The organism is Zhongshania aliphaticivorans (genome assembly GCF_902705855.1).
GTDB classification, from domain to species: Bacteria; Pseudomonadota; Gammaproteobacteria; order Pseudomonadales; family Spongiibacteraceae; genus Spongiibacter; species Spongiibacter aliphaticivorans_B.
On the sequence record NZ_CACSIJ010000003.1, the window covers coordinates 1 to 20,864 of the forward strand.

22 protein-coding genes and 1 pseudogene are annotated in these 20,864 nt (G+C 49.7%); 10 read left to right on the forward strand and 13 right to left on the reverse strand.

The features are described 5' to 3' along the window. Both GVJ32_RS18285 and GVJ32_RS03740 read left to right on the forward strand, forming a co-directional pair. Positions 1–185: pseudogene (locus tag GVJ32_RS18285) on the forward strand (IS30 family transposase); the annotation flags it as partial. Between the two features lie 102 nt (positions 186–287). Next, positions 288–1,151 (forward strand): dienelactone hydrolase family protein, encoded by an 864-nt coding sequence (locus GVJ32_RS03740; protein ID WP_159238725.1) that lies wholly within the window; start codon positions 288–290, stop codon positions 1,149–1,151. A gap of 46 nt (positions 1,152–1,197) precedes the next feature. On the opposite strand, the gene GVJ32_RS03745 is transcribed toward GVJ32_RS03740, so the two are convergent. From GVJ32_RS03745 to moaA, 6 genes are all read right to left on the reverse strand, one after another. Further along, complete coding sequence (locus tag GVJ32_RS03745) at positions 1,198–2,658, reverse strand: TrkH family potassium uptake protein (protein ID WP_159238726.1); 1,461 nt, start codon at positions 2,656–2,658, stop codon at positions 1,198–1,200. A 48-nt stretch (positions 2,659–2,706) separates the two neighbouring features. After that, a complete protein-coding gene (locus GVJ32_RS03750) occupies positions 2,707–3,330 on the reverse strand; it encodes a DUF502 domain-containing protein (protein ID WP_159238727.1) in 624 nt (207 codons plus the stop codon). A 91-nt stretch (positions 3,331–3,421) separates the two neighbouring features. Then, a complete protein-coding gene (locus tag GVJ32_RS18390; protein ID WP_159238728.1) occupies positions 3,422–4,810 on the reverse strand; it encodes a VWA domain-containing protein in 1,389 nt (462 codons plus the stop codon). A gap of 5 nt (positions 4,811–4,815) precedes the next feature. Further along, entirely contained in the window at positions 4,816–5,748 is a 933-nt protein-coding gene (locus GVJ32_RS03760; protein WP_159238729.1) for an AAA family ATPase, read from the reverse strand. Positions 5,749–5,773: 25 nt separating this feature from the next. Further along, complete coding sequence (locus GVJ32_RS03765; RefSeq protein ID WP_159238730.1) at positions 5,774–6,259, reverse strand: cupin domain-containing protein; 486 nt, start codon at positions 6,257–6,259, stop codon at positions 5,774–5,776. A gap of 11 nt (positions 6,260–6,270) precedes the next feature. Then, complete coding sequence (gene moaA / locus GVJ32_RS03770; protein ID WP_159238731.1) at positions 6,271–7,275, reverse strand: GTP 3',8-cyclase MoaA; 1,005 nt, start codon at positions 7,273–7,275, stop codon at positions 6,271–6,273. Positions 7,276–7,394: 119 nt separating this feature from the next. On the opposite strand from moaA, the gene GVJ32_RS03775 reads away from it, so the two are divergent. The 3 genes from GVJ32_RS03775 (at position 7,395) to GVJ32_RS03785 (ending at position 9,728) form a co-directional block, all read left to right on the forward strand. Then, the gene (locus GVJ32_RS03775; protein WP_159238732.1) at positions 7,395–8,036 is read left to right on the forward strand and encodes a hypothetical protein; all 642 of its coding nucleotides are present in this window, start codon (positions 7,395–7,397) and stop codon (positions 8,034–8,036) included. 230 nt (positions 8,037–8,266) lie between these two features. Beyond that, on the forward strand, positions 8,267–9,274 hold the full coding sequence (locus GVJ32_RS03780; RefSeq protein ID WP_159238733.1) for an aromatic ring-hydroxylating oxygenase subunit alpha: 1,008 nt from the start codon (positions 8,267–8,269) through the stop codon (positions 9,272–9,274). 115 nt (positions 9,275–9,389) lie between these two features. Beyond that, complete coding sequence (locus tag GVJ32_RS03785; protein WP_159238734.1) at positions 9,390–9,728, forward strand: hypothetical protein; 339 nt, start codon at positions 9,390–9,392, stop codon at positions 9,726–9,728. Here the strand turns inward: GVJ32_RS03785 and murI are convergent. Together murI and GVJ32_RS03795 are read right to left on the reverse strand one after the other, a co-directional pair. Beyond that, positions 9,715–10,500, reverse strand: coding sequence for a glutamate racemase (gene murI, locus GVJ32_RS03790; RefSeq protein ID WP_159238735.1), 786 nt, complete (start codon positions 10,498–10,500; stop codon positions 9,715–9,717). The genes GVJ32_RS03785 and murI overlap by 14 nt on opposite strands. A 23-nt stretch (positions 10,501–10,523) precedes the next feature. Beyond that, a complete protein-coding gene (locus GVJ32_RS03795; protein WP_159238736.1) occupies positions 10,524–11,003 on the reverse strand; it encodes a peroxiredoxin in 480 nt (159 codons plus the stop codon). A 174-nt stretch (positions 11,004–11,177) separates the two neighbouring features. On the opposite strand from GVJ32_RS03795, the gene GVJ32_RS03800 reads away from it, so the two are divergent. The 4 genes from GVJ32_RS03800 to GVJ32_RS03815 all read left to right on the forward strand — a co-directional run bounded on the left by GVJ32_RS03800 (position 11,178) and on the right by GVJ32_RS03815 (position 14,050). Next, positions 11,178–11,942 carry an adenosylcobinamide-GDP ribazoletransferase gene (locus GVJ32_RS03800; RefSeq protein ID WP_200841331.1) on the forward strand — a complete coding sequence of 255 codons (765 nt, stop codon included), beginning with the start codon at positions 11,178–11,180 and terminating at the stop codon, positions 11,940–11,942. Between the two features lie 127 nt (positions 11,943–12,069). Continuing rightward, complete coding sequence (locus tag GVJ32_RS03805) at positions 12,070–12,624, forward strand: glycine zipper 2TM domain-containing protein (protein WP_159238737.1); 555 nt, start codon at positions 12,070–12,072, stop codon at positions 12,622–12,624. A gap of 81 nt (positions 12,625–12,705) precedes the next feature. Further along, complete coding sequence (locus GVJ32_RS03810; RefSeq protein ID WP_159238738.1) at positions 12,706–13,107, forward strand: PA2779 family protein; 402 nt, start codon at positions 12,706–12,708, stop codon at positions 13,105–13,107. A 67-nt stretch (positions 13,108–13,174) separates the two neighbouring features. Then, a complete protein-coding gene (locus GVJ32_RS03815; RefSeq protein ID WP_159238739.1) occupies positions 13,175–14,050 on the forward strand; it encodes a PA2778 family cysteine peptidase in 876 nt (291 codons plus the stop codon). 107 nt (positions 14,051–14,157) lie between these two features. On the opposite strand, the gene GVJ32_RS03820 is transcribed toward GVJ32_RS03815, so the two are convergent. From GVJ32_RS03820 to GVJ32_RS03835, 4 genes are all read right to left on the reverse strand, one after another. Next, positions 14,158–16,473 (reverse strand): Tex family protein, encoded by a 2,316-nt coding sequence (locus GVJ32_RS03820; protein ID WP_159238740.1) that lies wholly within the window; start codon positions 16,471–16,473, stop codon positions 14,158–14,160. An 84-nt stretch (positions 16,474–16,557) separates the two neighbouring features. Further along, positions 16,558–17,238 carry a TetR/AcrR family transcriptional regulator gene (locus GVJ32_RS03825; RefSeq protein ID WP_159238741.1) on the reverse strand — a complete coding sequence of 227 codons (681 nt, stop codon included), beginning with the start codon at positions 17,236–17,238 and terminating at the stop codon, positions 16,558–16,560. Between the two features lie 141 nt (positions 17,239–17,379). Beyond that, positions 17,380–17,862, reverse strand: a complete 483-nt coding sequence (locus GVJ32_RS03830; protein WP_159238742.1) for a phasin family protein — start codon at positions 17,860–17,862, stop codon at positions 17,380–17,382. 181 nt (positions 17,863–18,043) lie between these two features. Next, positions 18,044–18,520 (reverse strand): hypothetical protein, encoded by a 477-nt coding sequence (locus tag GVJ32_RS03835; RefSeq protein WP_159238743.1) that lies wholly within the window; start codon positions 18,518–18,520, stop codon positions 18,044–18,046. Positions 18,521–18,830: 310 nt separating this feature from the next. Here GVJ32_RS03835 and GVJ32_RS03840 point away from each other — a divergent pair, with 310 nt between their 5' ends. Beyond that, the gene (locus GVJ32_RS03840) at positions 18,831–19,634 is read left to right on the forward strand and encodes an alpha/beta hydrolase (protein ID WP_159238744.1); all 804 of its coding nucleotides are present in this window, start codon (positions 18,831–18,833) and stop codon (positions 19,632–19,634) included. Between the two features lie 19 nt (positions 19,635–19,653). Here GVJ32_RS03840 and GVJ32_RS03845 read toward each other — a convergent pair whose 3' ends face one another. Further along, positions 19,654–20,856, reverse strand: coding sequence for a class I SAM-dependent methyltransferase (locus GVJ32_RS03845; RefSeq protein WP_159238745.1), 1,203 nt, complete (start codon positions 20,854–20,856; stop codon positions 19,654–19,656). Positions 20,857–20,864 lie beyond the last annotated feature (8 nt).

Here is a 20,864-nt window from a genome sequence, read left to right on the forward strand (position 1 = left end):
GATTAAATGAAAATACGAATGGGCTACTACGGCAGTATTTTCCAAAAAGCACAAATTTGAAGTTGGTGTATAAGGCAGAGGTAGATAGAGCTGTGAACCGACTAAATACCCGCCCAAGAAAAGATTTAGGTTTTAAAACACCGGGTCAATTAATGGGTGATTACCGGGCTGCGATTGCAGCTTAAACCTTGATGCACTTCGGATTTGAAACCGCGATATACAAAATTCAAGAAGGTACAATCATTACGTTAAATAAATACGCGTGAATCAATTAGGTAAAAATAATAATGTCTAAGCACAGCCTAGATACACCCGAATGGAAATCCGGCACTTCGAAATCCGCTCCCATCGTTGAGGATTACCCCGATTTTGAACCGGGGAGTTATACCTTTAACGGTGTGTCTCGGCCTGTTTATAAATCGGGAGAAGGCCCTGCGATTATTGTGATTCATGAAATTCCGGGAATTTATGATGAGGTGTGGAATTTCGCTCGTCGTTTAAATAAAGCAGGATTCACAACGTATTTACCATCTTTGTTGGGTTCCCCTGGGATGCCTTACACGACAGGGAATCTGCTTAAGTCGATGACAAAGCTGTGTGTCTCCAAGGAATTTAATCGCTTTGCATTTCGAGAAGAGGCGCCTATTGCTGAGTGGTTAAGAGCCCTAGCGCGTGATGCGCACCGCAGTTGCGGCGGGCCAGGTGTGGGTGCCATTGGTATGTGTTTTAGTGGCGGCTTTGCTCTGGCGATGATGGCGGATGAGGCGGTTATTGCACCGGTGTTATCTCAGCCTTCTATGCCGTTAACCATAAGCAAAAAATTGCGTCGTGATATTGATGTGAACGCCAGCGATATTCCTAAGATTAAAGCGCGAATGGAGCGGGATGATATTTGTCTTATCGGGCTTAGGTTTAGCGGCGATAAATTGGTGCCGGGAACACGATTTAAATATTTAGTTGAGACCTTCGGTGAGAAGTTTGTTGGTATTAGTATCGATTCTTCTAGTGGGAATGCACATAATATTAAGTCGAATGCGCACTCGGTGTTAACCCGCGATTATGTAGATGAAAAAGACCATCCAACGTATCAGGCGTTTCAGAAGGTGTTGGCTTTGTTTAAAAAGCAGCTTTTTAGTGCCAGTGAACAGTGATTAAATTTACTAATAGAAGCAAATAGCGGGTCTTATACAGGGCGCGCTAACTTTTCCAATAAGTTGGTGTTAGCACCAAAATAATCGTCATAAATTCTAATCGGCCTAATAACATTCCTACACTTAGAATCCATTTGCTGCTGTCTGGCAGCGTAGAGAAATTACCGGCTGGACCAATGGTGTCGCCAAGACCGGGGCCGACGTTCATTAATGCAGTAGCTGCGCCAGTGAGGCTGGTGGTGAGATCTAAGCCGCTTAGCGCGAGCAGCAAAGTTATAACAACGAGTGACAACAGCATAATAAATACGAAAGTCACAGCAGATAGCACAATGCTGTCGTCTACTGCACGGCCGTTGTAGTGGCGTCTTATCATGGCGCGAGGATGTACTGCGCGCACGATGCTTTCTTGCATCATCATAAATAATAATTGGAAACGGAAAATTTTAATGCCGCCGCTGGTAGAGCCAGAGCAGCCGCCAATAAACATGGCGAAGAAAAAGGCTGCTACCGCGAGGTTGCCCCACTGTGAATAGTCGCCGCTGGCAAAACCGGTGGTGGTAATAACAGACACTAAATTGAATGTGGCGTAGGTGAATGCGTGTAGTAAATCGATGCCGGTATCTGACATGAGGTGCAGCGTCACGATAATGCTAATAATTAAAATAGTAAGTAAAAAGCCGCGAATTTGTTGGTCGTTAAAAACTCGCCAATTGTGTTTAACCAAAAAGTGAACATAGATTGCAAAGGGTAGAGCGCCGAGGATCATAAAGGTGATGGCGACCCAGTGACTGCCTAAGTCAGCGAATTGTGCGAAGGAGCTGTCGGAGGTGGAATAGCCGCCGGTGGAAATGGTGGTCATGGCGTGATTGACGGCGTGAAAGCCGTCCATGCCGGTGAACATAAATGCGAGTGTGCACAGAAAAGTGAGAATGATGTACACGTAAATGATCATCGTAACCATGGTGCGTGAGCGCGGCATAGCTTTGTCGGACCAGTCGGATGATTCGGTTTGAAATAATCGCATACCACCGACTTTCAAAAAGGGCAGAATCGCAACCGCCATGCCGATAACACCAAGGCCGCCAACCCATTGCAACATGGAGCGCCATACCAATATGTCGTGGGCCATAGTGTCTAGGCCGGTGAGTACGGTGGAGCCGGTGGTGGTGAGACCAGACACCGATTCAAAAACCGCATCGCTTATACCGCAAAAGCCGGGAATTAATAAAAACGGCAATGCGCCGGTCAATGAAATTAATACCCACGAGGTTGTGGTGATTAAAAACATTTGGCGCGGGGTGAGCATATTAATGCGGTGCGAGCGGGACAGCAGCCATCCCGCAGCGGCTAGACCTACGGTTAGCGCAATGGCATTGCTGAAGGCAGCGGTATTGCCAGTGTGGTAAATGATCGCCATTAACAGCGGTACCGTCATCATCAGCCCAAAGACCAGCAGAATTAAACTGCAGACTTTTAGCACCGGTTTGATGAGGGTGAACTGGGTCATTATTGGATCGCTGTCATTGTCTTTTGAATGCTCGCTTATCGAAGCAAATTAATTAACTGGCGATTTGATAATACCCAGCTCAGCAGAGCCAGCACCACAGGAAATAATTGATTTAAAGGCGACATCGAGTTTTATATCGGGTCGCGGTTCTACGCATTCTGGTGGTAGGTGGTAGACAAAGCCAGAGGTGGGGTTGGGGCCGGTGGGTACAAACACCGTGTACCAGCCATTGCTGTGGCGGCTGGTAATGATCGCGGTGGCCCGCGCAGGGCTTTGGATGCCGTACAGTTGCACCACGGCGGCTTCGCCCTTGGTAAACGGCGAGTTGCTATTGGCACCGAACATTTGTTGGATAATATCGCGAATCAGCCGATAGCCGGGGGCGAAACGGGCCAAATGCGCGTCGACAAAATTTTGAATCCAACGGCCGGCACTGGTCGCGACGATGGTGCCAACAATAAAGCAGCTAAGCAGAATGAGCGCTATGACTAGCACGTCTATGATAAGTGGCGGCGCGCCGGTTAAGCGGACTAGCGGACCAGTCATGGGCGCAATAAGCGACTGCACACTGTTAACCGCCCAACGCAGACCTAGCAGCAGAATAATCACGGGCGCGATAACTAAAACGCCACCGATAAATGACTGACTGATGAAATGTTTAATTCTATTCATGATGGCCCGAGCTACGCGTGGTTTACCGCAATAGTAGCGATGATGTGTGACAAGGATACCGCATTTGCGGCAAATGTAGTGCTACTGTTCTTTATCGCAGCAGGCTTAGTAATTGATCGAGCAGCCGCTCTAGTTTACGCAGCGAGCCGCATTCGGCCACGTAGTGACTGGCACTTTGGTAGCGGCGAATTTCCGAGTCGCCAGTATTCCAGCTGTAATGTGACTCTGGGTTAAACCACAGCACCAGCTTGGCTCGATGATAAATACTGCGTAGTGCCTCGATGCCGGTGTCGCCGCCGTTGCCGCGGCCGTCGCCGAGAATGATCACACAACTGCGGCGATTGAGTTTGTCTTCTATTTGATTCCAAAAGCTATTTAGCGCCAAGCCGTAATCGCTGCCGCCCAGACCATGGCGCTGCTGAATTATGGCCATGGCCTCGTCGGCGGGATATTGCTTAAACAAGTCGGTGACTTCAATACTTTGGCCGCAAAAAATAAAGCTGCGGGTATTGGGCAGCACATCGCTCAGGGCTTGCACAAAGAGCAGCAAGACCCGCGACCACGCACTGACCGAGCCGCTGATATCGCAGAGCACAAAAATGTCGCTTTTATCTTTGCGGGTGGTTTTCCAAAACCGGTGGAAGGGAATGCCGCCGTAAGCAATATTTCGACGCAGGGTTTTACCTAAATCAAGTTTGCCGCGACGTGCGCGCTTGTGGCGTTGGCGGTGTCGTGAAGCCAGCTTTTTAGCAAGTTTGCGGATCAGTGGCGGCAGGCGTTCGCGATGATAATGTTCCATTGCCGACAGCGAGGTGTCTTTTAAGGTGGCGTCGCGCAGTTGTTTGCCGGCGGCATCGTTGTTTAATAATAGTTGCCGGTCGATGACTTCTTTGACTGTCGCAATTTGGTGCTGGCGTAATTGCTCTAATAAATGGGCTTGTTCGTCTTCGCCAGCGTCTAAGAGCTGTTGAATGTCGCTTTGCTTTTGTTCGTCGTTGAGGGCATTTAAAATTTTGCGCCGATAAACCCCACGTTGGGTGCGGAATTGAATATTTTCTAAGCCCGCTTCCGCCGCTGCACGGATTACTTCGTTGAGGGTCGCGCTGTCCCGTTGGCTGCTTCCGGTTCCGCCGGAGCCTTGGCCATTTCCAGCTCCAGCTCCAGCTCCTTCGCCTTCACCGGCGCCGTCTCCTTCGCCATTATTTTCAGTATCGTCGCTAGGTTTGTCACTTGTGGTGTCGCTCGTCTCATTGGGATGAGCGCCGACTTGAGTTTGAAAAAAGCGCTCAAAGCATTCAGCAAAATTACTGTGATCATCGACGGTTTTGGCAAGGCAGCTGGCGAGGCCATCGCGCAGAAGTGAGGGGTCACTATAGCCGAGGGTGGCGACTACACGCATTGCGTCTAGGGTTTCTGCCGTCGATATCGCCAAGCCATGATTTCTCAGGTGGCGAATAAATTGCAGTAGGGTTTCGTCCACGGCGGTTACAGATTGCTATCGGCGCGTTTGATCAGGCCGTGTAATTCTGGGCTGACCATATTGATGTCTTCTTCGTATTTGAGCAGTACGTTGAGGGTATCTTCGACTAGCTCCCGCGATAGGCTATTGCAGTGCAGCAGTAACAGACTGCGAGCCCAGTCGATGGTCTCGCTGATGGCGGGCTGTTTCTTTAAGTCGAGTTTGCGAACGCCGTGGACGAAGTTGACCAGTTGGCGACGCAACTCGTCTGGAACAGCGGGTACGCGACTTTGCACAATGCGGCTTTCCAGTTTTGCCTCCGGAAAGGGAATATATAAATGCAGGCAGCGCCGTTTAAGTGCGTCGCTGAGATCGCGGGTGTTATTACTGGTTAGAATCACCAAGGGTTTATGAGTTGCTTTGAGGGTGCCGATCTCCGGCAGCGTCACACTGAAGTCGGCGAGAATTTCTAGCAGCAGCGATTCAAACTCGTAGTCGGCTTTGTCTATCTCGTCGATGAGCAATACCGCACCGTTCTCGCTTTGCAATGATTTGAGCAAGGGGCGCGGTTCTAAAAAACGTTCGGAATAAAAAATATCGTCAAAATTATGTAGGCGCTCAACCGCATTCGCTAAGCCATCGGTACCGTCGAGAATATCGTGGAGCTGTTCCTTCAACACCTGCACATATAAAAGCTGCTTGCTGTATTTCCAGTCATAGAGCGCCTTGCTTTCATCTAGACCTTCGTAACATTGCAGTCGGAATAAAGGCTTGGCCAGCATGGCGGCGGTGGCATTGGCGAGTTCGGTTTTGCCAACCCCCGGTGGCCCCTCGATAAGGATGGGGCGTTCCAATTGCTGTGCAATATAGAGCGTGGTCGCAATGGCAGAACTGGCGATATAGCCCTGTTCGGCGAGCTTGGCGATGAGCTGGTCTATGTCCTTGCGGGCGTCGGTCATATGCTAGTCCGAAATGTTATGTAATTTAGCCAGAAACGAGCGGCTTTAGGGCCGGCCAATGTTGGGGAAATTCGCGCTGGATTTGCTCTGCAGTAGCGAGGTGGTGATCTTCAAAATCAAAGCCTGGGCACACTGCCTCGGATATCAAACCGTGGTCGCCATCGTGTAATTCAGAAGCCTTCCAGTATCCGCCGGGCACCAGCATTTGTAACTGCTGGCCGGCCGCTAAATCTGGTCCCATCACATGTTCGCTAAGACTGCCGTCGGGCGCGACTAAGGTGTAATGTATGGGGCTGCCGTGCTGCCAAAAATGCAGAATATCGGAACGGTTGCGATGTAAGTGGCCGATAGGGTTGGTTTTGGTCAGCAGGTAAAAAATGGACGACATCGCCGCGCGGTCATTTATTGTATGGCCGGATGCAAAGGTTCTGCAGAAGTAACCACCTTCAAGATGTGGCTCTAAATTAAGCTGCTCAATGAGGTCTTTGCTGGTGGTCTGTGTGCTAGTCATAGAGTGCAGCGTTAACCGCCCGTGGTGTTCATAAATCGAACAATTTGGGGCTCGTCTTCATCTAAGGAGAAGTGATGGCGTTCGGGCTTTAGGTCCATGGCTTTAATGATGGCCTCACGCAGTTTTTCGTGGTCGCCGGGGTACTCGTCGACAAGCTCTTTGAGACTGACCGAATGTTCATTGCCAAGGCACAGCAATAGGCGGCCTTCTACGGTGAGGCGCACGCGATTACATAAATGACAGAAGTTATTACTGTGGGGGGAGATAAAGCCGACCCGCGATGTGCTGTCTGCCATGCGGTAATAACGCGACGGTCCGCCGGTGTTTTCGGTGGTGGGAGTGAGGCCGTGGCGCGTTTCGATGGTGGTGCGAATTTGCTCGCTGCTGATAAAGCTGAGTGCGCGGTCGTGCTCGCTAATATTGCCCAGCGGCATTTCTTCTATAAAGCTAATGTCGATGTGCTTGTCGCGGGCGAAGTCGACTAAATCTAAGATTTCGTCGTCGTTGCGGCCCTTAAGTATCACGGCATTCAATTTCAGGCGTTGAAAGCCAGCGTCGCAGGCGGCATCGATGCCGTTAAGCACTTTTTTCAGTTCGCCAAAGCGGGTTAACTCTTTAAAGCGATCTGGCTGTAGGCTGTCGATGCTGATATTCATACCGGTCAGACCAGCGGCCTTGAGCGGCGCGGCAAATTTGTCGAGTTGGGCGCCATTGGTGGTGAGGTGCAGTTGTTCTAACTGTTCCAATTGTCCTAGACGCTCAACCAATGACATCACATTGTTGCGCACCAAGGGCTCGCCGCCGGTTAGACGTATTTTTTTGACGCCTAAGCGGACAAAACTACTGGCGATATCGTATAACTGCTCCAAGCTAAGAATTTGCGCGCGAGGCAAAAAGGTCATATCTTCCGACATGCAATACACACAACGGAAATCGCAGCGATCAGTGACCGATAAGCGCAGGTATTCAACTCCGCGGCCAAAGCGATCTTGTAGTGGGGAATCAGTGTTCATCATGGCTTGGATGTTATCACATGTGTTGAATACTGACTGCGTTACCAATATAGGATGTTCTGGAATTTATTGGTGGTTAATATAGCGATAAGGGATATTTAAATTTAATTTAGGGGCAATACATGAAAGTTTTCAATACATTAGCTTTAATTTCAGTTTGTGCAGCACTGCCTGCGTATGCGGCGGGGAGTGCGGCAAACGCTAGTAATTCGGCTGCGGCAGCGCAACCCCAGCAAAGCCAAGTTGCTCAGACTGAGACTAGCGCTAACGTGCAGTCTGGTGCTATATACGATCGTCATGGTCAACCCGTAACGGCCATGCAAGTCGGAAAAGCGCGAGCAGCCGAAGCGGCGGTGAAAAAGGCGGGTGTGGCGCCAGACTCAACTGAGGCGGCGATGATTCGCATTGGCGCGGGTCAGTCACCAGAAACCGCCTATGAACCATTTGATGGTATTTACGACGCCGAAGGTAACCGTATTAGCAGCAAGCAGGCGGCTGAAGAGCTGGCGGTTGAAGAGGTGATTCGTCGCAGCGGTGCTGAGCCAGGGTCAGAGCGCGAAGCGATAATTCGTGCTGCCGCTGGCGGGGAAGATGAAACCGATGAGGGTGACGAAGTAGACGGCGAAACCATGGAAGAGGTTGCAAAAGAAATTGCGGTTCAACAGGCTATTTTGCGCACGGGTGTGCAGCCCGGTTCAGCCAACGAATCGCTGATTCGTATGGGTGCAGATGTGATGATGGATCGTTATAAAAGCTGGAAGTAATGCATCACGTTGCGGCAATTATTGTGATTGCCGCAACGCTATAATAAAAAGTAGTTTATCGTTGTAGTTGGCGTTTTTTGCCAGTTTCCTGTCTCATTTTGTCATTGTCTCTCCAGCTTCAAAGAGTAAAGTGTGGGGCAATTGTGGGGTTCTATACGCGAACCCGCTACACACCGTACTGAGCTCAGATCGCGCAGCGGCGCGGGGCCGATTCAGCCGAGGATAAGAATATGAGTACCGATACCATTAAACGCTACCCCATGCCGATGCCTTTTGGCTGGTTTGCGGTTTCTTACTCTGACGAATTAGCGCCGAGCGAGTCTCGTGCCGTGCATTATTTTGGTCAAGAGCTGGTGCTGTTTCGTACCGAGGCGGGGAAAGCCGTGTTAATGGAAGCCTATTGCCCGCATTTAGGCGCGCATTTGGGGCACGGTATTCATGAGCGCTCGGGTACCGGCGGTGGCCGTATCGAAGGAAACAATATTGTTTGTCCCTTCCATTCGTGGAAATTTAATCCCGAAGGTGAATGCGTAGAAGTGCCCTACGCGAAAAATATGCCGCCAAAAGTTGCCGGTAAAAAATGCCTTAAAAGCTTTCCGACCCGCGAAACCAATCAGGTAGTTTGGGCTTGGTATCACCCCGATGGCGTTGCGCCTTTGTGGGAAGTGATTAGCCATGATGAAGCCAATAGCGACGATTGGTCACCGCAGGATCGCTACGAGTGGATCATTCACACGCATCCGCAAGAGATGGCGGAGAACGCCGCGGACCCAGCGCATTTTAAATATGTCCACGGCACCGCGTCTTTCCCAGAATGGGAAACCACCTATGACGGTTATTTTGTAAGCGGTTTACAGGTGGCAAATATGCCGACCCCGCGTGGCGAAGTGAAAGGTTCTATTCGCACCGGCAGTGCTGGCCCCGGCCAAGGCTTTACCAAGTTTGAAGGTATTGCCGATACGTTTTTACTTGGTTTAACCACGCCAATTGATGAGCACAAAGTGCAGGTGCGTTTTGCCTTTATTCAACCCAAGATAAATGGTGAAGTGAAAAAAGGCGGCGTTAACGCGGCAATTATCGCCAATATTGTTGGCCAGTTAGAAGAAGACAAGCCAATTTGGGAGCATAAAATTTATAGGCCCTTGCCGATTCTTTGCGACGGTGATGGGCCGATAGCGAAATTCCGTAAATGGTATAGCAAATTTTATGCGGACGGATTTGATCCGCGAGCTTTATAAGCAACTAAATTCTTTAATTATTTATAATTCTGTTTTCGTGTTGTGATCCGGTTGGGCTGTGTCCTGCCGGATTTTCTGTATACTCTGGCAAACAGTAAAACCGCCGGGCAGTGTAATGCGTATTTTTAGAACGAGTTTTATTTTTTTAACGCTGTGCGCTCCTCTAGCGCAGGCTGCGTGTATTTTACCTTTGCCACCACAACACTTTCCCGAAGGCGCGACAGCCGATGCGGAAGCGATGAAGTTTGCTAAGCGTAGAGTTGAGCGCTACCTTGAAGATAGTCGGCGTTTTTTAAAATGTTTAGATACCATGGACAAAACAGCGGTAGGTACTGGCCGCGATAATGAAGAACGACGTAAGGCACGAATTAATAACTATAACGTCGCTATGGAGAATGCGGCGATGGTGATTAGTGAGTATGAAGAAAATGTTCGGCAGTTTAATAATCGATAAGGCTCAGCCCCATATCCTTTAGGCCTTGTATTAATATCGGTGTAGCCTGTTCCTTCCCCAGAATCACTACTTCTCGCGTAGTGACGCCACTATTTAGGGCTAGCGGTAAACTTAATTCATTTAAAACGTGAAGCACTCGGCGGGCAATTGCTTCGCCAGAATCTATCCATTCTAGGTTTGGCATTAAGGCTGCTAGCGGCTTTTGTACTAATGGAAAATGGGTACAGGCCAATACCACTGTGTCCATTTCGATGGCGCGGGGGTGGCTGTAGAGTTCGGCCTTAATTTGTTCCAATACGGTATCTATCGGGCTTTCTTGCCAAAATAGTGACTCAATCGCGGGTGCGAGAACGCGGCTGCCGACGGGGATGATGCAACAATCGGAAGCGAAGTCATTGATTAACTGTGCGGTATAGGCGCGGGTAATTGTGCCGGGGGTGGCAAGCAGGCCGATTACTTTGCTCTGGCTACGTTGTGCCGCAGGTTTTATTGCCGGTACTACACCAACGACGGGTATGTTTAACGTATTTCGCAGCGCAGGTAATACAGCAGTGCTGGCCGAATTGCAGGCCATCACCAGAATATCGGCGCTGTGCTTTTGCAGCAGGGCGCTTACAGCCTGACAAATGTGCTCAACTAGCGCGCCTTCCTGCCATTCTCCATAGGGAAAGCCGCCGTGATCCATAGCGTAGAGTAGGTTTGCTTGGGGAATGAGCTGATGAATTGCGGCGCCGATGCTCAGAGAGCCGACGCCGGAATCAAAAATGAGCACGCGGGGCGCGTGCACCTCGGGGATCACAGCAGGGCGAGAATTTTTTCTGCCGCACTGACATCAACCGCGCCAGTGGGTTCTAAGGCAAGATGACTTACCGTGCCATTGTCGACGATCATTGCATAGCGGCGCGAGCGATTGCCAAGACCAAAGCCTGAACCGTCCATGACTAAGCCTAGGGCCTCGGTAAACGTGCCATTGCCGTCAGCTAGCATTAGTAATTCTTCGGCGTTTTGGCTTTTGCCCCACGCGTCCATCACAAAGGCGTCGTTCACAGAAATACAGGCGATAGTGTCTACGCCCTTGGCTTTGATTTTGTCGGCATTTACGATATAGCCTGGTAAATGCGTCATGGTGCAACCTGGTGTGAATGCGCCGGGAACGGCGAACAATACCACTTTCTTGTCAGCAAAAATGTCTTCGCTCGTAATGTCTTGTGGGCCTTTTTCACCCATAACCTTGAGTGTAACTGCGGGGATTTTGTCGCCGGTCTGAATACTCATAATGGAACCCTTTTATGTTTAGCGAATGTGGAAGCTGCTTAGTTTAGCAGAGCAACGCGACTCTGGTAACGCGCTAAAAACGTCACAATCTGATTGCCGCAGCCTGTTAGACGACTTAGCGTACAATGGTTCGCTTTACGAAGATAAAGTTTCTGCTCTAGATGGAGTTCGTCGGTGCTAGCACGTCAAAAAATACAGCGGGAGTGGCAGGTGTTCTTACTTGCGGTGGGGTTTTTAACGCGCATCCCAATTCCTGCCGATCCTGACTTTAGTGATGAAAAACTAAACGGGGCATCGCGCTACTTCCCTTTGGTGGGGCTGCTGGTGGCTGGCGTGGCAGCGCTGGTATTTATCGCGGCGCTCGCGATATTTAACAATCCCCTTATTGCGGTGTTGTTTTCAATGGTGGCGTCGATACTGCTGACCGGCGCTTTTCATGAAGACGGTTTTGCTGACAGCTGCGACGGTTTTGGCGGCGGCTGGCGTGCAGAAGATGTGCTGCGAATTATGAAAGATTCCCGTATCGGGACCTACGGCACGGTGGCCTTGGTCTTGGTGCTTGGCTTAAAGGCGGCGGCCTTGTCAGCCATGCCGTCAACCGGAGTAGTGGTAAGCGCCTTGCTGTTCGCTCATGTGCTGAGTCGCTGGCTGGCAACATCCTATTTGTTGGATTTGCACTACGTGCGCGGCGAAGGGAAGTCTAAGCCACTGGCAACTACTATGCCCTTGTCGCATTGGCTGTGGTCGGGTCTGCCGGTTTTGGTAGTACTCATAGTTATCGATTTACCGGCGTTGCTTCCTTTATGCCTCGTTTTACTGGTTTTTCGCTTTGCTTTTGCCGCTTACCTACGCCGTCGTATTGGTGGTTATACCGGCGATGCACTGGGTGCGGCGCAGCAAGTTGCTGAAATTATTATATATTTATCATATTTAACCTGATTTCATCAAAGTCGAGTGTGAATACTTCACTACTTTTCTTAGGAGATCATAGGCACTCTGAGGAATAGCATAGGTCATAGTGTTACAACGATATAAAGTCTGAGACACAGGAATTGAGGATACAGACATGAATACAAATTTATTGATTGGCGGGATATTTGGTGCGGTTGCTGTAACGGCGGCGGGTAGTTATGCAGGTTACAACAGCTATGTTGAGGACAAAAAGCCCAGTTTTGCTGAGGTTGTTGAGTCTAAAGCGGTGACTGAAACGTATTACACCAACCGTGAGGAGTGTTACGACGAAGTCGTTCAGCATCAGGCTGAAGTGAAAGACCAGAATAAGATTACCGGTACGCTGATTGGCGCGGTAATTGGTGGCGTTATTGGTAAGCAAGTTGGCGGCGGGAATGGCAAAAAACTTGCGACCGTAGCCGGGGCCGCTGCTGGTGGTTACGCAGGTAATAAAGTTCAAGGCAATATGCAGCAAAATGACGTGTACAGCACTAACGAGCGTCGTTGTAACACAGTTCAAGATCCGCAGCAGCGCGTGACTGGCTACAGCGTAACCTACACATTAAATGGGGAAACCGGCACCGTTGTTATGGATCATGAACCGGGCGATACAATCCCTGTTCAAGATGGCCAATTGGTATTGAACAAGCCGCAAACTCAAGAGCTATAAGTTTAACGAGTACTCGGAAAATAGTATGGCCGGCACGTGCTGGTCATACCATTCACCATCGTGAAATAAAGGAAGTAAATTATGCCTAAGACAACATTAAAACGCAGCGCCACGGCAATTGTGATGAGCGGTTTCATGGTCTGGACCGGCGTGATGGCGACAACAGCATCTGCTGGCGTTATTAGCACCGATCGCATGGTGGCGGAATATACGGTAGATGAGAATCGTGCCGAGATGAAAGCGGCTCTATCGCAGGACAATGTTCGTGAGCGTCTAATTGAATTGGGCGTGTCGCCTGCAGACGTTGAGGCGCGTATCGATGCGCTAACGCCGACAGAATTAGCGATGTTACAAGAAAAAATGGATCAACTACCCGCCGGTGCCGGTGCTGTTGGTTTGTTAGCCTTAGTAGTATTGATCTTCTTCATTACTGATATTTTGGGCATTACCGACGTATTCCCCTTTGTGAATGCGGCTAACTAGTGTTCTTTTCACATGCCTGTTTCTACAGGCATGTGCATCTATTCCCTTAAATGATGCAGTTTATTCATTGCCCCCACAGCGGCAATTAGACGTCCCTTTTGTTGCACAGCAAGAATATTATTGTGGCCCAGCAGCACTCGCTGAAATAGCTCAGTTTTGGGGCTTGACGGTTGAACAGCAGTCTTTAGCTAAACAGCTCTTTATTCCCGGAAAAAAGGGCTCTTTAGCGATTGAGATGCAGGCAGCGGGGCGTCAGCTTGGTTTGTTGTCTTACCCGCTTTCTAAAAATTTGTCTGCGATACTTAGCGAGGTCAATGCTGGCAATCCGGTGTTGGTGTTTCAAAACCTTGGCTTTTCTTGGTGGCCCCAATGGCACTACGCCGTGGTTGTTGGCTACGAGCTGGGTGAAGAAGAGCTCATTTTGCATTCTGGCAGCCATGAAAATTACCGTCTGTCCTTTAAAACATTTATGGCGACTTGGGCGCGAACCAATCACTGGGCACGGGTATTAACTGACAGTAGTCGTCTACCCGAGACGGCTAAACCCGCGCAATACATTGCAACAGCGAATGAATTTGAACAAGTAGGTGATCTTGATCTTGCGATGTCGTTCTACGCCTTGGCCGCTGAAAAATGGCCGAACTCAAAGCCGGTGTTAACTGCATTGGCGAATGCGGCTTTAACGCAGGGCAATACCCGTCGTGCGGTAAATCTGTTTAGCCAAATACTGCTGACAAATCCTGATGATCCCGCGCTGTGGAATAATTATGCCTTTGCGCTGCTAGAAGAAAACTGCCGCGCCGAAGCCTTGGTTGCGATTAGCAAGGCGGTGAGTTTGGCAGAAGATAAGTCGCCGTATCAGCAAAGTCGCGAGGAAATCCTCGCTAGTGAGCCTCATCAAGATAAGGAATGTACGGCGGCGGTAATGCCGCGCGAATTATAACGACAGTGCTTAAACGAGGGCGGGCATTATGATCAAGCCTAATATATTAAGCTTAAATTTATATGATGCGGCGGCGATACTATCTCGGTATCGCCGCCGTGTTTGCTTTACAGGCGACCTTTGCCGTTTTGCTTAGCTTGGGCAAATAGTGCCGCCATAGTCGAGTTGGTATCTTTCTGCGGTGCTTGCTTGGGCACAGCGGGCGCTCTGCGGCTACCGCGCCGATCACCGCCGTTATTGCTCGATTCCTGCTCGCTGGCCTTGTCTTCTAGGCGCATAGACAGTGCAATGCGCTTGCGCTGGGCATCCACTTCCATCACTTTCACTTTGACGATGTCGCCGGCTTTGACGACAGTACGCGGGTCTTTAACGAACTGGTTTGCCAGTGCCGAGATGTGCACCAAGCCGTCTTGGTGAACGCCGATATCCACAAACGCACCGAAGTTGGTGACGTTGGTGACCACACCTTCCAAAATCATGTCGGGTTCAAGGTCTGAGATCTTCTCGATACCGTCTTTGAAGGTCGCGGTTTTAAAATCGGGGCGCGGGTCGCGACCTGGTTTGTCGAGCTCGGCAACGATGTCAGTGATGGTGGGAATCCCAAAGCGCTCGTCGGCGTATTCGCTAGGCTTGATGGACTTGAGGAAGCTGCTGTCACCGATAACGTCGTTGACTGCACGGCCACAGCGGTTAACGATTTTTTCTACCACGCTATAGGATTCTGGATGCACGGCGGAGCCATCAAGCGGGTTGTCGCCGCCCATCACTCGTAAGAAGCCCGCTGCTTGCTCGAAGGTTTTGGCACCAAAGCGGCTGACTTCCATTAATTGCGCGCGATTTTTAAAGGCACCGTGCTGGTCACGGTATTCCACAATATTCGCCGAAATGCTTTGGTTTAGGCCAGAAACCCGCGCTAGCAGGGCCGGTGACGCGGTGTTTACGTCTACGCCTACGGCGTTTACACAGTCTTCAACTACAGTTTCGAGGGTGCGAGATAAGGCAGTTTGCGATACATCGTGCTGATACTGACCAACGCCGATGGATTTGGGGTCGATTTTAACCAGTTCTGCTAGTGGGTCTTGCAGGCGGCGGGCTATGGATATAGCGCCGCGAATGGTCACGTCCAGATTCGGAAATTCCCGTGCGGCGTATTCAGAGGCCGAGTAAATCGAGGCACCAGATTCGTTAACCATGACGCTAGTACAACCGAGTTCGGGACGAGCCGATAACAGGTCTTTTACAAAACGCTCGGTTTCACGGCTGGCGGTGCCATTACCAATCGCGATTAGCTCGACGTTGTGCTTTTTGATCATTGCCAGCAAGATTGCGGCGGACTCAGCGATCTTGTTTTGCGGCGGGGTTGGGTAAATAGCGCAGTGATCGAGTACTTTGCCGGTGGCGTCGATGGCGGCCACTTTCACACCGGTACGCATGCCGGGGTCGAGTCCGATGGTGGCGCGCTGACCGGCGGGGGCGGCTAAGAGTAGATCCTTGAGATTTTGGGCAAACACATCAATCGCGGCGGTGTCGGCAAGTTCGCGTAATTGACCCAACAAGTCGGTTTCTAAGTGGGTGTATAACTTGATGCGCCAAGTCCAGCGAATGACTTCTTTAAGCCATGTGTCGGCAGGGCGGCCTTCATCCACGACGTTCCAGTGCTTGGCCACCATGATTTCGCAGGGGTGGACGCTGCCTTCGTCTTCGCTAAATTTAATCGCCAAGCTGAGAATACTTTCATTGCGGCCGCGGAACATGGCCAGCGCGCGATGCGAAGGTGTGGTTTTTAGGGCTTCGCTGTGGGCGAAATAATCGCGGAATTTTTCGCCTTCTACTTCTTTGCCGGTCATAACGGTACTGCACAGCAGACCTTCATTCCACAGGAAGTTACGCAGTTGGGCAAGCAGGTCAGCGTTTTCGCTGAGGCGCTCCATAAGAATGTACTTGGCACCGTCTAGCGCGGCTTTTACATCGGCTACGCCTAGTTCTGCATTAATGTATTCAAGAGCAAGGATTGCTGGGTCTTGGTTTGGGTCGTCGAATAAAGTGTCTGCCAGCGGCAGCAGACCGGCCTCTATCGCGATTTGGCCCTTGGTGCGACGCTTTTGCTTATAGGGAAGGTAAAGGTCTTCGAGCCGGTTTTTGGTGTCGGCGGCAAGGATGTCGCGCTCTAATTCGGGAGTGAGTTTTTCTTGCTCGCGAATGCTGTTAAGTATGCTTTGCCGACGATCATCCAGCTCCCGCAGGTAGCCCAGCCGCGATTCCAGTTCCCGCATTTGGGTGTCATCTAAGCCGCCGGTGACTTCTTTGCGGTAGCGGGAGATGAATGGAACGGTTGCGCCCTCGTCGAGCAGTGCGACAGCGGCGCTAACTTGGGCTTCTTTGACGCCTAGTTCTTGGGCGATACGGCTGGGGATGGAATTCATAGGTCGTTATTGTCCGGTTTAAGAAGCCGGACATTATGCAAAAACTATGGAGCAGGTGCGAGCCTTGACAGCGCACATTTCGGTCTAATCTGAAATGGCCAAGGCCTCGAACAGCGCACAACACTCGTCATAGAAGTAGCGGTACTCTGGGCGTAAGTGTTGTGAGACCAGTGACATCACCTGAAAAACACCTTGGTGAATCATAATCTCATTGCTGGTATTGCGTTCGCGAAGCTGGTTGTAGTTGAGCCAGAAAGTGAGCGACATGGCGACGTTGTCACACAGGCGTTCAAGTAGGGCATCGTCTAGGTCTATAAAACTCTGAGCGCGTAATTCTTGTGCGACAGCACGAACCGCCTGCACTTTTAATTCTAGTAATTTTGAAAACCGCTTACTGATGTGTGGATAGCGTTGCAGTATGTCGTTGAGATTACGATATAAGTAGCGGTGATTAAATATGTGTTCAAACACAATATATAAATAAAACCATGCGTCTTTGGCGCCGAGGGTTTTTTCTATCGGCGCGTTTAAAATATCGTTGAGCTCTACTTCGAAGGCGGCAAACAACTCTTGAATAATTTCTTCTTTGCCGTGGAAATGGTAATACAGATTTCCGGGGCTGATGTTTAGCTCATTGGCAATGTCGACGGTCGTAACATTGGGTTCACCTTCTGCGTTGAATAAGCTTAGGCTGGTTAATAGTATTTTGTCGCGGGTCTTCATCCGTACAGCAGAACTCTCGTGAACGAGGTCACAAGGTGCCATGAAGCGAAGATGCTGTCTAGGTTTGAGCTGCCAATGCTTGGATTTTAAAACAGATATGTAACCGCAGAACGAAAATAGCCCCTCAGCTAGCGTATAGATGAAGGGCTATTGTGCGTCTGGGCAGCCAAGACTGCGCCAGCTTTACTCAGCTTTAGCAGCAGCTTTTTTCACAGGCGCTTTGCGAACGGCTTTCGCTTTGGGCGCGGCGGCAGGGGCTTTAGCAGCAACAGCAGGCTTACTTGCCTTGGTTAAAGCATCAACTTTCTTGCTTAAGGCGTCGAGCTTCTTTTCTAAACGTTGCATGTCATCTGCGCTGGCAGTATGACCAAAGCCAAGGCTAGCACGCATTTTACTGATGCGTTCTTCAATCGATATAGTTTTACCGATGCTAGTAACTTCGCCGAGCTTTTCGCGAGCTTGGCTTTCAAGGCGGCTGCCTTTGTCTACCAAATCGGTGAATAAACGTGGGGTTTCTTTGCTGGCTTTCTCATAACGGTCGTGAGCTTCGTCGTAAGCACGGCCGTAAGCGCCAAGACCGGCAAGCCAAATGCTTTTTGCCAGTTCACTAGCCTGATTGGTTACTTCTTTAAGGTCTTGCAGGCTTTTTTTACTGTCTTTGCTCATGGTTTTCTCCATTGCAAATGGGTCACTGAATAGAATGGTAAATAATCGTTGTTAACTACCAATCTGAAACTTGTTCTGCGCTCGAGTATGAAAAAAGCACGATGGCCAATTGGCGCATCGTGCAAAAGCATAGGTGAGATACAGACCTAGGATTTGATGCCTTAAGACAGGCATCGAATGCTTACGATGCGGTGGCTTCAGCTACGGCTTCAACAGCGTCATCGGCACTGCGAGAAACTTTGCTTTTTACTTTCTCAAAGCCTTCGCGCAGGGTTTTCATTTGACCTTCAACAGCCGCATTGCTTTCACTTTTCAGTTCTTCAAATTTAGCAATGGCCTGTGATTTAGAGTCTTTAAACTTGCTAACGACTTGTGACTTGCCGTCTTCAATTTTGCTAGTTAATTGGATTTTGCTTTCTTCAAATTTAGAAAGCGTGTCGCTTTGTACTTTCTCGCCGCGAGCTACCAAGCTGTCGAAAAATTCGTTGCGCTTGCTGTAAGCGTCTTTGCATTTGCTTTCAGTTTCTTTAAGCTTGGCTTCAGTTTGCTTCAGCAGATCCTGGCTTTGTTCAAACACTTTACCGGCCAGACCAAGGTTTGCTAGAAATACTTCTTTTGCTAGCGCGTTGGCTTTTTCGATTTTGCTTGCTTCAGTCATTCTGATGTCCTCATCTAAAAATTAGGGGTTTATGAAAAATCCAGCTCAGCTAGGACTGCATAAACTCGCTGATTGAAACCAAGGTTACGGATAAAAATTAGAAACCGCATACTAAAAACGAATTTAGCTCCGTGATTCCCCTTATTTTCTTCATTATTTAATCTTCGCTACTGTAATTACTCGATAAATCCAGATTGCACCGCTGCCAATATTGCGGTTATATAGTTGTTACTTTATGTGGGCCTTGCTGTTTGAGGTTTGCCCCAGCTGTATTAAGCGGGTCGCCGCTTCGATCGTTTGAGGGGACAAAATGAATAATAAGAACAATCTTGAGCGTGTTGCTAGCGTCAGCGCGCCGAGTATTTTCAATACCGCCAAAGAATTGCGGGTTATTTTTGAGATGTTGGCTTTGGCATCGTTTCGGTCGCGCCTAGACAGCATTAAGTGTGGTGACGGGCACCCCGTCGTTGTCGCGCCTTCATTTATGACCGGCGACGGTGGTACCGCCGCGCTGCGTACATTTTTACGGCGTTCTGGTTTTGCTGCCTACGGTTGGGAGCAGGGCCGGAATACGGGCTTGCGCGAGCAGGTGTATCTCAACTTTGAACGCCATATTAAGGATTTAGCTGCACGCTACGGTAAGAAAGTAAGCGTGGTGGGTTGGAGTTTAGGTGGGGTTTATGCGCGAACTGCTGCAAATAAAAATCCAGATCATATTCGTCAAGTTATTACCTTAGGCTCGCCAATTCATATTCCAGATATGAGTGGCGTAACCGGCCCAGTATTGAAATTGTATGAAATGCTAAATCCCGGTGCGATGACCGATCCGATGTTGGAATGGGGCGATTGCTGGCGCGATACCCCTAAGGTTCCTTCCACGGCGATCTATAGTGAGGGCGACGGTATTGTCGATTGGAATCTGTGTGTTGATAAAGATTTGGCGGCTCATACCGAAAATCTGCGGGTGCCGGGCAGTCACGTTGGTCTAACCCACAATTTGGCTGTGATGTACGCGGTTGCGGAACGTTTGGCTCAGCGAGAAGGGCACTGGCGTCCCTTTGATTTAAGTGGTTTAAGAGGTCGCGTTTACGGCCGAACTCCCGCAATTGCCTAGTGTCAGCAGACCCTACTATCTATTTTTCTTGTAGCAGCTGCTCTAGGCAATGCTCTTTAATGCCATAAAAGCGTTTTAGATGGGCGATTTGCGCTAAGACTTCGCCGTTATCACGGGGCTGTGAGCGCTTTTGAGCCAAAATCATTTTGTTTTTATTGGTATGTTCCAGCGATATAAACTCAAAAACCTGAGTGTCGTAACCGTTCGCTTCAAGTAGCAAGGCGCGCAAGCCGTCGGTGACCATTTCTGCTTCTTGCCCTAGATGAATGCCATGTTGTAATAGCGGTGCGAGTATTGACGGGCTTTTCAGCTGGGGGCGAATCTGTTTGTGGCAGCATGGCGAGCACATAATGATGTTGGCTTTGCTGCGAATCCCCATATTAATTGCGTAGTCGGTGGCGGTGTCGCAGGCGTGTAGTGCAATCATGATATTGATATTTTGTGCCGCGAAATGCTGAACATCCCCTTGCTCAAATTTAATGCCGTCGAGGTTTAGCTTGGCGGCGGTTTGATTGCATAAATCGACCAAGTTCTGCCGCAGTTCTACACCAGTGACTTGCGGTTTAATGGCTAGGCTGTCGTTAAGATAGTCGTGGACTGCAAAGGTTAGATAGGCTTTGCCAGAACCGAAGTCGGCAATATGAACTTCTGCTTGCTTTGTGAGACCGGTGTTTTCGATCGCGCCTGATAGTACCTCTATAAACTTATTGATCTGTTTCCATTTGCGGGACATGGCCGGAACGATTTGGCCTTGGGCGTCGGTGACACCTAGCGCCGTTAAATAGGGACGGTCTTGCTTAACGAAGCGGTTTTTCTCACGGTTGTGTGACAAATGCGCATTGGCTTCGGGCTTCGCCTTAGTGGTTTCAGAGCGATGCTCACTGAGCAGCGCCTTACCTTTCTTGCTAAAGCGCAGCTGAATTTCTGCCGATTGGCTGACGAGGTGAGCGTTTTTAAAGTCCGCTCCCAGCCATTGTGATAACAGTACGAGAGACTCGTCGAGACTGAGATTTTTGGTGATGTGATTGGTTTGATATTCGTAGAGAAAAGACAGTAGCAAGTTGTTTTTAATGAGCACGGGGCGCACGGTTATGCGCTTTAGCTCGCTGTCATCGCCCTGATATTTTGACAAGACTAGGCGTTGAAGCATGCCGTTATTGAATGCCTGCTGGTATTGATCACGAAAGTATTGGATCTCTTCAGGCGTGTTAGTGATGGACATGAGCTACC

Excerpts from the sequence above, each read along its gene's own strand:
- GVJ32_RS03740 (WP_159238725.1), top strand. The coding sequence starts at position 288 with ATGTCTAAGCACAGCCTAGATACACCCGAATGGAAATCCGGCACTTCG.
- GVJ32_RS03745 (WP_159238726.1), bottom strand. The coding sequence starts at position 2,658 with ATGACCCAGTTCACCCTCATCAAACCGGTGCTAAAAGTCTGCAGTTTA.
- GVJ32_RS03750 (WP_159238727.1), bottom strand. The coding sequence starts at position 3,330 with ATGAATAGAATTAAACATTTCATCAGTCAGTCATTTATCGGTGGCGTT.
- GVJ32_RS03760 (WP_159238729.1), bottom strand. The coding sequence starts at position 5,748 with ATGACCGACGCCCGCAAGGACATAGACCAGCTCATCGCCAAGCTCGCC.
- GVJ32_RS03765 (WP_159238730.1), bottom strand. The coding sequence starts at position 6,259 with ATGACTAGCACACAGACCACCAGCAAAGACCTCATTGAGCAGCTTAAT.
- moaA (WP_159238731.1), bottom strand. The coding sequence starts at position 7,275 with ATGATGAACACTGATTCCCCACTACAAGATCGCTTTGGCCGCGGAGTT.
- GVJ32_RS03775 (WP_159238732.1), top strand. The coding sequence starts at position 7,395 with ATGAAAGTTTTCAATACATTAGCTTTAATTTCAGTTTGTGCAGCACTG.
- GVJ32_RS03780 (WP_159238733.1), top strand. The coding sequence starts at position 8,267 with ATGAGTACCGATACCATTAAACGCTACCCCATGCCGATGCCTTTTGGC.
- GVJ32_RS03785 (WP_159238734.1), top strand. The coding sequence starts at position 9,390 with ATGCGTATTTTTAGAACGAGTTTTATTTTTTTAACGCTGTGCGCTCCT.
- GVJ32_RS03795 (WP_159238736.1), bottom strand. The coding sequence starts at position 11,003 with ATGAGTATTCAGACCGGCGACAAAATCCCCGCAGTTACACTCAAGGTT.
- GVJ32_RS03805 (WP_159238737.1), top strand. The coding sequence starts at position 12,070 with ATGAATACAAATTTATTGATTGGCGGGATATTTGGTGCGGTTGCTGTA.
- GVJ32_RS03810 (WP_159238738.1), top strand. The coding sequence starts at position 12,706 with ATGCCTAAGACAACATTAAAACGCAGCGCCACGGCAATTGTGATGAGC.
- GVJ32_RS03820 (WP_159238740.1), bottom strand. The coding sequence starts at position 16,473 with ATGAATTCCATCCCCAGCCGTATCGCCCAAGAACTAGGCGTCAAAGAA.
- GVJ32_RS03825 (WP_159238741.1), bottom strand. The coding sequence starts at position 17,238 with ATGGCACCTTGTGACCTCGTTCACGAGAGTTCTGCTGTACGGATGAAG.
- GVJ32_RS03830 (WP_159238742.1), bottom strand. The coding sequence starts at position 17,862 with ATGAGCAAAGACAGTAAAAAAAGCCTGCAAGACCTTAAAGAAGTAACC.
- GVJ32_RS03835 (WP_159238743.1), bottom strand. The coding sequence starts at position 18,520 with ATGACTGAAGCAAGCAAAATCGAAAAAGCCAACGCGCTAGCAAAAGAA.
- GVJ32_RS03840 (WP_159238744.1), top strand. The coding sequence starts at position 18,831 with ATGAATAATAAGAACAATCTTGAGCGTGTTGCTAGCGTCAGCGCGCCG.
- GVJ32_RS03845 (WP_159238745.1), bottom strand. The coding sequence starts at position 20,856 with ATGTCCATCACTAACACGCCTGAAGAGATCCAATACTTTCGTGATCAA.